The organism is Streptococcus sp. CF8_St5-11 (genome assembly GCF_024295625.1).
Classification (GTDB): Bacteria; Bacillota; Bacilli; order Lactobacillales; family Streptococcaceae; genus Streptococcus.
Map to the genome: position 1 here is coordinate 74,278 of NZ_JANCOJ010000006.1, position 10,881 is coordinate 85,158.

General features: G+C 35.8%; 10 protein-coding genes and 1 tRNA gene. All 11 read left to right on the forward strand.

Going from position 1 to position 10,881, the window contains the following annotated elements; all coding sequences use genetic code 11:
• Positions 1 to 62: 62 nt before the first annotated feature.
• The gene (gene pth, locus NMM13_RS09585) at positions 63 to 632 is read left to right on the forward strand and encodes an aminoacyl-tRNA hydrolase (RefSeq protein ID WP_003009246.1); all 570 of its coding nucleotides are present in this window, start codon (positions 63 to 65) and stop codon (positions 630 to 632) included.
• A gap of 4 nt (positions 633 to 636) precedes the next feature.
• Positions 637 to 4,131 carry a transcription-repair coupling factor gene (gene mfd, locus NMM13_RS09590; RefSeq protein WP_254728722.1) on the forward strand — a complete coding sequence of 1,165 codons (3,495 nt, stop codon included), beginning with the start codon at positions 637 to 639 and terminating at the stop codon, positions 4,129 to 4,131.
• Positions 4,132 to 4,199: 68 nt separating this feature from the next.
• A complete protein-coding gene (locus NMM13_RS09595; protein ID WP_003002258.1) occupies positions 4,200 to 4,466 on the forward strand; it encodes an RNA-binding S4 domain-containing protein in 267 nt (88 codons plus the stop codon).
• Positions 4,459 to 4,827: a septum formation initiator family protein gene (locus NMM13_RS09600; protein WP_003009251.1), complete on the forward strand. Its 369-nt coding sequence runs from the start codon at positions 4,459 to 4,461 to the stop codon at positions 4,825 to 4,827. The genes NMM13_RS09595 and NMM13_RS09600 overlap by 8 nt, the downstream gene beginning before the upstream one ends.
• Positions 4,828 to 4,830: 3 nt before the next feature.
• Positions 4,831 to 4,959 carry an SP_0009 family protein gene (locus NMM13_RS09605; protein WP_003009253.1) on the forward strand — a complete coding sequence of 43 codons (129 nt, stop codon included), beginning with the start codon at positions 4,831 to 4,833 and terminating at the stop codon, positions 4,957 to 4,959.
• Complete coding sequence (locus NMM13_RS09610; RefSeq protein ID WP_254728725.1) at positions 4,931 to 6,217, forward strand: serine hydrolase; 1,287 nt, start codon at positions 4,931 to 4,933, stop codon at positions 6,215 to 6,217. Before NMM13_RS09605 ends, NMM13_RS09610 begins: the two co-directional genes overlap by 29 nt.
• The gene (tilS, locus tag NMM13_RS09615) at positions 6,217 to 7,491 is read left to right on the forward strand and encodes a tRNA lysidine(34) synthetase TilS (protein ID WP_254728728.1); all 1,275 of its coding nucleotides are present in this window, start codon (positions 6,217 to 6,219) and stop codon (positions 7,489 to 7,491) included. The genes NMM13_RS09610 and tilS overlap by 1 nt, the downstream gene beginning before the upstream one ends.
• A gap of 4 nt (positions 7,492 to 7,495) precedes the next feature.
• Positions 7,496 to 8,038, forward strand: coding sequence for a hypoxanthine phosphoribosyltransferase (hpt, locus tag NMM13_RS09620; protein ID WP_254728732.1), 543 nt, complete (start codon positions 7,496 to 7,498; stop codon positions 8,036 to 8,038).
• 10 nt (positions 8,039 to 8,048) lie between these two features.
• Entirely contained in the window at positions 8,049 to 10,022 is a 1,974-nt protein-coding gene (ftsH, locus tag NMM13_RS09625; protein WP_254728735.1) for an ATP-dependent zinc metalloprotease FtsH, read from the forward strand.
• A gap of 91 nt (positions 10,023 to 10,113) precedes the next feature.
• Positions 10,114 to 10,185: transfer RNA gene (locus tag NMM13_RS09630), tRNA-Glu, on the forward strand.
• A 154-nt stretch (positions 10,186 to 10,339) separates the two neighbouring features.
• Positions 10,340 to 10,819: a sigma-70 family RNA polymerase sigma factor gene (locus tag NMM13_RS09635; protein ID WP_049473250.1), complete on the forward strand. Its 480-nt coding sequence runs from the start codon at positions 10,340 to 10,342 to the stop codon at positions 10,817 to 10,819.
• The last annotated feature ends 62 nt before the right edge of the window (positions 10,820 to 10,881 follow it).

Genomic DNA, 10,881 nt, shown 5'->3' on the forward strand with positions numbered 1-10,881 from the left:
TAAAAAGATGTAAAGGTTGGAAAAAATATTTCCAACCCTTTTAGTGTTTTGAAAGGAAAGAGATGACGAAATTAATTGTTGGATTGGGAAATCCAGGTGATAAGTATTTTGAAACCAAACACAATGTAGGCTTTATGTTAGTTGATCAAATGGCAAAGTCTTTAAATCTTACTTTCTCCCATGATAAGATTTTTCAAGCTGATATCGCCTCAACATTTTTGAATGGAGAAAAGGTCTATTTTGTAAAGCCGACCACTTTCATGAATGAGAGTGGAAAAGCAGTCCATGCCCTTCTGACTTATTATGGTCTGGATATTGAAGATCTTTTGGTTATTTACGATGATTTAGATATGGAAGTTGGTAAGATTCGTCTTCGAGCTAAAGGATCAGCTGGAGGTCATAACGGAATCAAATCGATTATCAATCATATTGGAACTCAGACTTTTTATCGAATTAAGATTGGAATTGGAAGACCTAAGCAGGGCATGTCAGTTGTTCATCATGTTTTAGGGAAATTTGATAAAGACGATTACATCACTATTCTACAAACAATTGATCGAGTAGAAGAAGCGGTTAACGATTACTTGGTAGAAGAAAATTTTGAAAGAAGCATGCAGAAATACAACGGGTAAGTAGATGAATGTAATTGATTTAGTGAGTCAAAACTCCAACCTTCTATCCTGGCAACAAGGTTTACAAAAAAATAATAGGGAATTGATCTTAGGATTATCTGCGACCACAAAGGCTATTGTAATGGCTTCAGCCTTTGATTCTATTGAAAAAGCAGTCCTCATCACTTCCAGTTATAACGAAGCAGAACGATTGGCCAGTGATTTTATTGCCCTACTTGGAGAAGAGAAAGTCCATACATTTTTGGGAGATGATAACCCTTTAGCAGAATTTGTTTTTGCTTCACAAGAAAGGCAATTTGCACGATTAGAGGCTTTGAACTTTTTATGCCAAGAAGATCGTCAAGGCATCCTTGTGACCAATGTGAGTGGTATAAAACTACTATTACCTTCTCCTAAAGTTTTTGCATCTAGCATTTTTCAATTGAAGGTTGGTCAAGAAATAGACTTAACTACTCTGAGTGAAACATTACAGAAGATTGGCTACCAAAAGGTGAGCCAAGTTTTGCAACAGGGAGAGTTTAGTCTACGAGGAGATATTTTAGATATCTTTGAGATCGACCAACTCCAACCCTATCGGATTGAATTTTTCGGAGATGAGATTGATGGAATCCGAATCTTTGACCCAGAAAGTCAGCGTTCTGTTGAAAATGTTGAAGAAGTTCAACTTAAGGCAGTGAGTGATCTATTGTTGCAAGAGGAAGATTTTATACGTGGTCAGCAGCAAATCGAACAATTGCAAGAACAGAGTGCAAATGAAGAATTTAAATCTTATCTAGCAGAAATTCTGGGAGATATTTCTCAAAGGAAACTCCATCCGGATCTTAGAAAATTTATTAGTTTCTTTTACAAGAAACAATATACCCTATTCGATTATCTCCCTAAACACACTCCAGTCTTTCTGGATGATTATCAAAAAATAGCAGATCAAATAGCGAGATTTGAACTAGATACAGCTAATCTCTTGACGGAAGATTTACATAAAAATAGAGCTTCTTCTCGCCAAGTGTATTTTGCAGACACCAGTACAACATTACGAAAATATACGCCTGCAACTTATTTTTCAAACTTTCAAAAAGGATTGGGAAATCTGAAGTTTGATCATTTGTATCAATTCAATCAATATCCCATGCAGGAGTTTTTTGGACAATTTGATTTACTAAAAGAGGAAATTGAACGGTATCGAAAATCAAACTATACTGTTATTGTCCAAGCAATTTCTCATCACAATCTTCAACAGCTCCATAAAAATTTAGAAGAGTATGGGATTCGATTAGATTATATTGATGGGGATACGATCATTCCTCAAGCTAGTCAATTAGTCGTTGGAGGATTAGCTCACGGTTTTCAATTTGTTGATGAAAAAATTGTCTACATTACAGAATCAGAGATTTATCAGAAAAAGATCAAACGAAAGATTCGCAGGCAAAATATTTCCAATGCAGAACGCCTAAAAAATTATAATGAATTGGAAAAAGGGGACTATGTTGTTCACCAAGTTCATGGTATTGGTCAATATTTGGGAATTGAAACGATTGAAATTTCGGGTGTCCATCGTGATTATGTCTCCATTCAATATCAAAATGGAGATCGCATCTCGATTCCTGTCGATCAGATTCAGATGTTGTCCAAATACGTTGCAAGTGATGGAAAAACGCCAAAAATTAACAAGTTAAATGATGGGCGTTTCCAAAAAACGAAGCAAAAGGTTCAGACCCAGGTGGAGGACATTGCGGATGATTTGATAAAACTTTATGCGGAGCGTAGTCAATTAGAAGGCTTTGCCTATTCCAAAGATGATGAAAACCAAGAGGCTTTTGAACAAGATTTTCCATATATTGAAACAGATGATCAATTACGTTCCATTGAAGAAATTAAAAAAGATATGGAATCGAATTGTCCGATGGATCGATTGCTGGTTGGAGACGTCGGTTTTGGAAAAACAGAGGTCGCTATGCGAGCAGCCTTTAAGGCAGTAAATGATCATAAACAAGTAGCAGTGCTGGTTCCTACCACGGTTCTTGCCCAACAACATTATGCCAATTTTAAGGAGCGTTTTGAATCTTTTGCAGTAGAGGTTGCTGTTTTAAGCCGTTTCCAGAGTAAGGCAGAGCAGAAAGAAACGCTTGAAAAGTTGAAAAAAGGACGAGTGGATATTATTATTGGAACTCACCGGCTCTTGTCCAAAGATGTTGTTTTTTCAGACTTAGGCTTAATCGTGATCGATGAAGAACAACGTTTTGGAGTGAAGCACAAAGAAACCTTGAAAGAATTGAAAAAAAAGGTGGATGTGCTTACCTTGACAGCTACCCCTATACCTCGAACTCTTCATATGTCTATGCTAGGAATTCGAGATTTGTCTGTCATCGAAACACCTCCGACCAATCGGTATCCTGTGCAAACTTTTGTACTAGAGACTAATCCAACCATTATTCGAGATGCTGTGTTGCGGGAGATGGATCGTGGAGGACAGGCCTATTATCTTTACAATAAGGTAGATACAATTGAACAAAAGGTGTCTGAATTAAAAGAGTTGATTCCAGAAGCTTCGATTGGCTTTGTTCATGGTCAGATGAGTGAAGTTCGCCTGGAAAATACCCTGTTGGATTTCATTAATGGCGAATACGATGTCTTAGTGACGACAACCATTATTGAGACAGGTGTGGATATTCCAAATGCCAATACACTCTTTATTGAAAATGCGGATCATATGGGACTTTCAACTCTTTATCAACTAAGAGGTCGTGTGGGACGAAGCAATCGAATTGCTTATGCTTATTTGATGTATCGTCCAGACAAATCTCTTACAGAAGTGTCTGAAAAACGTTTAGAAGCTATTAAAGGTTTTACTGAGTTGGGGTCTGGATTTAAAATTGCTATGCGAGATTTATCGATCCGTGGAGCAGGGAATATCCTTGGAGCTTCTCAATCTGGTTTCATCGATTCAGTTGGTTTTGAAATGTATTCTCAATTGTTAGAAGAAGCTATTGCTAAGAAACAAGGCCAAGAGCATCGCAGACAAAAGAGCAATGCAGAGTTGAACCTTCAAATAGATGCGTATTTACCTAATGAATATATTTCAGATCAACGTCAAAAAATTGAAATTTACAAACAAATTCGTGAAATGGATTCTGCAACGGACTATGAATACTTGCAAGATGAATTGATCGATCGTTTTGGAGAATATCCAGATGTTGTCGCCTACCTACTTGAAATTGGTTTAGTGAAAGCTTACTTGGATCAAGTCTTTGTCCGTCTTGTTGAAAGAAAACAACAAAAAGTGACAGTGAAATTTGAACCTATTGCCAAACAACTGTTTTTAACACAGGATTATTTCAAAGCTCTGTCAATGACACAGTTAAAGGCACAGATTGCAGAAGAAAAGGGATTAATTGAAGTGATCTTCGATATTCGAAATAAGAAAGATTTTGAAATTTTGGAAGCTCTGAAGCAATTTGGTCAAACCTTATTGGAAATTAAACAGGAAAAAGAAAAGGACTAGCAGTTCTTAGCTCATTTTTCGCATTTTATGTATAAAAAATGATACAATACTATGTTAGAGGTGACAGTATGAGATTAGATAAATATTTAAAAGTTTCTCGCATTATTAAGCGTCGTCCTGTTGCAAAGGAAGTTGCAGATAAAGGGCGGATCAAAGTCAATGGAGTATTAGCCAAAAGTTCAACGGATTTGAAAGTGAATGATCAAATTGAAGTTCGTTTTGGAAATAAAGTATTGACGGTTAAAGTCTTGGAAATGTTGGATAGTACAAAAAAAGAAGATGCATCCAAAATGTACGAAATAATTAGTGAAACAAGGATAGAAGAAGATGCCTAAAAATATCGTTCAAATGAACAATAAATATATCAAAGACGAAAGTCAGCGAAAACGTTTTTTAGAAGAAGAAAGAAAAAAACGCAATCGTTTTCTGGGGCTTGTCTTGATATTGGTCATGTTATTATTTATTCTTCCAACTTATAATTTAGCCCAGAGCTATCAATCGCTACAAGATAAAAAAGAACAATACAAACAGTTGGAAAAAGAGTATAAAGAAACAAGTGAACAAAAAGAATACCAACAAGACATCGCTAAAAAATTAAAAGACGATGATTATGCAACAAAATATGCACGCGCTAAGTATTCTTTTTCAAAAGATGGTGAATATGTTTATACCATCCCAGATTTACTCCCCCAATAACCGATGGAAAATATCTTACAAACAGTTAAACAATTCCTTGAATTTTCGGATGAAAAATTAGAGGAATTAAAAAAGAAAAACCAAATGATTAAACTTCAAAAGGATGAAAAAGAAAGGAATACAGGTGTCTAAACGATTTCTGCTCCTATTGTTAGTTCCAATTTTATTTATTGGATCTCAAGCAGCGAGTGTCGAGCAGTCTGAGTCTTCTCAGACAACGGCTCATCCATCAGAACTTTATTTTTCTTCAATTCCAGCAAACCCGAATGTCTATCGCAAAATTTCTGTTTTTTCTGATCCTCAGTTGAAAAAAGCAAAAGGAGAAATTCTTCCCAACACACCGTTTACAATCGAACAACTCTTTGTAAATGATGAAGGGAAAGCTGTATTTAAAATAGCAGAGAAAGGATATGTATTAGCAGATTCTTCTGTCATTTTTTCTGATGTTGTACAAGAAACACAAGAAAAAAAACAAGACATGTGGCTAAAACCTGGTTTTAAAGTGTATGACCGACCCTTAATAAATGGTGCAAAAGAAAAAAATACACCTCTTTCTCCTTATACAAAAGTGACAGTCTTACGTACAGCTAAGACTTTACGAGATGAGTTTGTGGAGATTGAAGGTCAGGGCTGGGTGAACAAAGCATTCGTTACTGAAAAAGATAATCGAATAGAAAAAGTCCAGGACTTGTTAAATAGTAAATACAATTCTCCTTCGTATGGAATCTATGTAAAACAATTAGAGACTGGAAATACTGCTGGAATCAATCCGCAAAAAGAAATGTATTCTGCCAGTGTAACGAAATTACCATACTTGTACTACGTCCAAGAACAGCTCAATAAAAAAGCCATTTCTCCAACCACAACCTACAAATATATTCCAGAAGTCAATGATTTCAAAGGTGGCTATGAACCAGAAGGAAGTGGTAGCCTTTCAAAAACAGCAGATGGTAAGGATTATAGTGTTCAAGAATTAGTAGATAAGATTGCAAAAGAATCCGATAATGTTGGCCATAATATCTTGAATTATTATGTCACTCATCAATCAGATCAAGATTTCCAAAAAACTTTGGATAAAATTGCAAAAAAGCATTGGGATGTTGAAAAAAGAGAAGCATCTGCTGAAATGGCTGGCAATGTCATGGAGGCTGTCTATCAACAAAATGGCCCTATTATTGATGCGCTCTCCTCTACAAAATATGATGATCAACGGATTGCGCGTGACCTTCCAGTAAAGGTTGCTCATAAAATTGGAGATGCCTATGATTTTAGACATGATGTTGCAATTGTCTACACAAATTCACCCTATGTAATAGCCATTTTTACAGATCATTCGAATTATGATACGATTTCCAACATTTCAAAAGATATCTATGAGGTATTGAAATAATGGAAAAGCGATTTTTAGAGTTTTGTGAAAAACAAGATCTATTTACTCCCCATCGCCGTGTTTTAGTTGCCTTATCTGGTGGATTGGATTCAATGAATCTGTATGAACTTTTATATAAGAATAAAGAACGATTGAAAATCCATCTGGTACTCGCTCATGTCAATCATGGACAAAGACCAGAATCGGATTTAGAAGAAAGTGAACTTCGAACGCTAGCTGATAGGCGAGAGACACGTATCCATGTGGCTCACTATTCGGGTGATTTTACAGAAGCAAAAGCTCGTACCTTTCGTTATGATTTTTTTAAACAGATTATGGAGAAAGAGGATTGCACCGCTTTAGTAACAGGTCATCATGCAAACGATCAAGCCGAAACAACTTTCATGCGCTTAATACGAGGAACAAAATTACGCCATTTAAGTGGTATTCCTGTACGCCAACCATTTGGTAAGGGTGAGTTAATCCGTCCTTTGTTAACTTTTACCAAAGATGAGTTGATGAAAATCCCTCACTTTGAAGACAGTAGCAATGACTCACAGGACTATTTTCGAAATCGTGTACGCCATCAATACCTTCCAGAATTTGAAAAAGAAAATCCCCAAATGCAAGCAAGTCTTCGCTATTTAGCAGAGGAAGTGAATCATTGGCACCAAGCACTAAAAGAATTGACTAGCAAGTTAAGCATTCAAGATTTAGCTTCTTTTAGAACGTATTCTCATTCTGTACAATCATTCTTATTAGAAGAGTATTTGGCACAATTTCCAGATTTGCAACTTGGTAGGGCCCAGTTTCAAGAATTATTAGATTTACTGCGAAAAAAAAGAAATTGCATTCATTATTTAAAGTCGAATTATGAACTACATCAAGAATATGATTTCTTTGAAATACGAAAAATCAGTCAAAAGTCGGATGACCAACCCCTTCCTTTTTTGTTAGAATTTGGGAATATCTTTGATATTGCAAATTATAAACTATCTTTTGGACAACCATTAGTAGGGGAAAATGTAGAAATTCTTTCTGTTTCACGCGAAACTCCCATCTTAATTAGAGGGAGAAAGGAAGGAGATCACCTGCTTGTTAATGGCCACCATCAAAAATTAAGACGGTGGTTTATCAACCATAAAATTCCAATTTCGCTTCGACAAAAAGCTCTCATTATAGAACAGAATCATAATATTCTTTCTGTAGTGGGATTGGTAACGAGTGATTTGAGTAAGCTCTCAAAAAGTGGTATAATGAAAGATAGTCTTTATATTCAAAAAATAGATAGGTAAAAACATGTTAGAAAAAGATATAAAAAAAGTATTGGTTTCACATGATGAAATTGTAGAAGCAGCAAAGAAATTGGGTGAAACCCTAACAAAAGAGTACCAAGGGAAAAATCCAATTTTTGTTGGAATTTTGAAAGGCTCTGTTCCATTTATGGCAGAGTTGATCAACCACGTGGATACACATATTGAATTGGATTTTATGCTGGTTTCAAGTTATCATGGTGGTACGGCAAGCTCAGGTATTATTAATATTATCAAGGATATCGACCAAGATATTACTGGTAGAGATATTTTATTTGTAGAAGATATTATCGATACAGGTAAAACCCTCAAGAGTCTAAAAGAACTCTTTGAAGAACGAAATGCAGCATCTGTGAAGATTGCTACCTTATTGGATAAACCTGAAAGACGTTTGGTTGAGATTGAAGCAGATTACACCTGCTTTACGATTCCAAATGAGTTTGTTGTAGGATATGGTTTAGACTATGATGAAAATTATCGTAACCTACCCTATGTTGGTGTATTAAAAGAGGAAGTGTACTCAAAATAGAGGAGACTAGATGAATAACAGAAAAAATAACGGTTTTGTCCGAAATCCATTTCTGTATTTGTTGATTATTGTAGCGGCTGTGACAGGATTCCAGTACTTTTTTGCGGGTAATGGGGTTGGTCAAAGTCAGCAAATCAACTACACAGAATTGGTCAAAGAAATTAAAAATGATAATGTAAAAACGATCAGTTACCAACCAAATGGTAGTGTGATTGAAATTGCAGGTACCTATAATAAAGCAAAAGAATCAAAAGAAGATACAGGAATTCAATTTTTTACCCCAAGTGTTCAAAAAGTATCTCGCTTTACTAGTGTCATCCTTCCATCTGATATCACCGTCAATGAATTACAAAAATTAGCAGCTGACCACAAAGCAGAAATCACCATTAAGCGTGAGAGCTCAAGTGGCATGTGGATAACAATTCTCACTTCAATTGTTCCATTTGTTATTGTCATGTTCTTCTTCTTCTCAATGATGAACCAAGGCGGTGGCGGAGGTGCCAGAGGTGCCATGAACTTTGGTCGTAATAAAGCCCGCGCTGCTAATAAAGAAGATATTAAAGTTCGTTTTTCAGATGTAGCAGGAGCTGAAGAAGAAAAACAAGAACTTGTTGAAGTTGTTGAATTTTTAAAAGATCCAAAACGCTTTACTAAATTGGGTGCAAGAATCCCAGCAGGTGTGCTTCTTGAAGGCCCTCCCGGAACTGGTAAAACCCTTTTAGCAAAAGCAGTAGCTGGTGAAGCTGGAGTGCCATTCTTCAGTATCTCTGGTTCTGACTTCGTTGAAATGTTTGTCGGAGTCGGTGCTAGCCGGGTTCGTTCACTTTTTGAAGATGCTAAAAAAGCAGCACCAGCCATTATCTTTATCGATGAAATTGATGCTGTTGGGCGCCAGCGTGGTGTAGGTCTTGGTGGCGGAAATGATGAACGTGAACAAACCCTCAACCAGCTCTTGATTGAGATGGATGGTTTTGAAGGCAACGAAGGAATCATTGTTATCGCAGCAACTAACCGTTCTGATGTCCTTGACCCTGCCCTTCTTCGTCCTGGCCGTTTTGACCGTAAAGTATTGGTTGGACGTCCAGATGTGAAAGGTCGTGAGGCAATTCTTCGTGTTCATGCTAAGAATAAGCCACTTGCTCAAGATGTGGACTTGAAATTGGTTGCTCAACAAACACCAGGATTTGTCGGTGCTGATCTCGAAAATGTTTTGAACGAAGCAGCCTTGGTTGCAGCTCGTCGAAATAAAAAAGTAATTGATGCTGCTGATATCGATGAAGCAGAAGATCGTGTTATTGCAGGTCCATCTAAGAAAGATCGGACGATTTCACAAAAAGAACGTGAAATGGTTGCTTATCACGAAGCTGGTCATACAATTGTTGGTCTGGTCTTATCAAATGCTCGTGTAGTTCATAAAGTTACTATTGTTCCACGTGGTCGTGCAGGCGGTTACATGATTGCCCTTCCTAAAGAAGATCAAATGTTACTTTCTAAAGAAGATATGAAAGAACAATTAGCTGGGCTCATGGGAGGCCGTGTTGCCGAAGAAATTATTTTCAATTCGCAAACAACGGGTGCTTCAAATGACTTTGAACAAGCTACCCAAATGGCGCGTGCAATGGTGACAGAATATGGTATGAGTGAAAAACTTGGACCGGTCCAATATGAAGGAAATCATGCGATGTTTGGTGCTCAAAGCCCACAAAAAATGATTTCAGAACAAACAGCTTACGAAATTGATGAAGAAGTTCGTAGTCTGTTGAATGAAGCCCGTAATAAAGCGGCAGAAATTATTCAAGGAAATAGAGAAACGCATAAACTAATTGCGGAAGCTCTATTAAAATATGAAACCTTGGATAGTGTTCAAATTAAATCATTATATGAAACAGGAAAAATGCCTGAAAATTCAGAGCATGAATTAGAAGAAGAAGCAAAACCTCTATCATATGATGAGATTAAGTCAAAATTAGAAGAAAATAACTAATTCAAAAGAAGGAAAATATTTCCTTCTTTTTTTATTAAAAAAGTGTTGACAGAGTAAAAATATTCTGTATAATAGAATATGTTGTAAAAATGGTCCGTTGGTCAAGGGGTTAAGACACCGCCTTTTCACGGCGGTAACACGGGTTCGAATCCCGTACGGACTATCGATGAACTGTCACCAAGTGGCAGTTTTTTTGTGTATTTGGAAAAAATAATTAAAAATAATAACCAAATAGTTAAAAAAACGTGCAGAATAGAAAAAAAGTCCAATGGGCTTCTTTATTTTTATAAAATACAGATAAAAGTAAAGGAGAGCTTATGGAATTTAATAAAATGTATCAAAAAGTAAAATATATCGTAAGAAAATGTGAAAAAGAATATTATATTCAATTATGGGAAAAGGATGATTGGGAACAAGAAGGACAGCTAACACTCTTTGAACTTTATCAAAAAAATCCTGAAATTGAAACAAATGAAGAATTACTTTATACATATTTTAAAACAAAATTTAGAAATCATATTAAAGATAAAATAAGACAACAGGAAAGTGATAAGAGAAAAATAAATAGACTTCCATATATTGAAATTGGAGAAATTAGTCACAGAATTTCATCAAGAAAAATATATTTAGATGAGCTGGTTGTTCTTAGAGATGCATTAAAACGTTTTAAAGAAAAATTAACCGTAAAAGAAAAAGAACAATATGAAGCATTACTAGCAAACAGAAGATGTCTAGGAAAAACAAAAATGAAAAAGAAATTAGAGAACTATCTGAAGGATTTTAAAAATACAATTTAAGAACTGAAAGTTGACAGTGTATAAATGAACTTTCAAAAAAATAAAATTTTTTGAGAAAAAGT

What these genes read in the sequence shown, in the direction of transcription:
- pth (WP_003009246.1), top strand. Translation starts at nt 63, where the DNA reads ATGACGAAATTAATTGTTGGATTGGGAAATCCAGGTGATAAGTATTTT.
- mfd (WP_254728722.1), top strand. Translation starts at nt 637, where the DNA reads ATGAATGTAATTGATTTAGTGAGTCAAAACTCCAACCTTCTATCCTGG.
- NMM13_RS09595 (WP_003002258.1), top strand. Translation starts at nt 4,200, where the DNA reads ATGAGATTAGATAAATATTTAAAAGTTTCTCGCATTATTAAGCGTCGT.
- NMM13_RS09600 (WP_003009251.1), top strand. Translation starts at nt 4,459, where the DNA reads ATGCCTAAAAATATCGTTCAAATGAACAATAAATATATCAAAGACGAA.
- NMM13_RS09605 (WP_003009253.1), top strand. Translation starts at nt 4,831, where the DNA reads ATGGAAAATATCTTACAAACAGTTAAACAATTCCTTGAATTTTCGGAT.
- NMM13_RS09610 (WP_254728725.1), top strand. Translation starts at nt 4,931, where the DNA reads ATGAAAAAGAAAGGAATACAGGTGTCTAAACGATTTCTGCTCCTATTG.
- tilS (WP_254728728.1), top strand. Translation starts at nt 6,217, where the DNA reads ATGGAAAAGCGATTTTTAGAGTTTTGTGAAAAACAAGATCTATTTACT.
- hpt (WP_254728732.1), top strand. Translation starts at nt 7,496, where the DNA reads ATGTTAGAAAAAGATATAAAAAAAGTATTGGTTTCACATGATGAAATT.
- ftsH (WP_254728735.1), top strand. Translation starts at nt 8,049, where the DNA reads ATGAATAACAGAAAAAATAACGGTTTTGTCCGAAATCCATTTCTGTAT.
- NMM13_RS09635 (WP_049473250.1), top strand. Translation starts at nt 10,340, where the DNA reads ATGGAATTTAATAAAATGTATCAAAAAGTAAAATATATCGTAAGAAAA.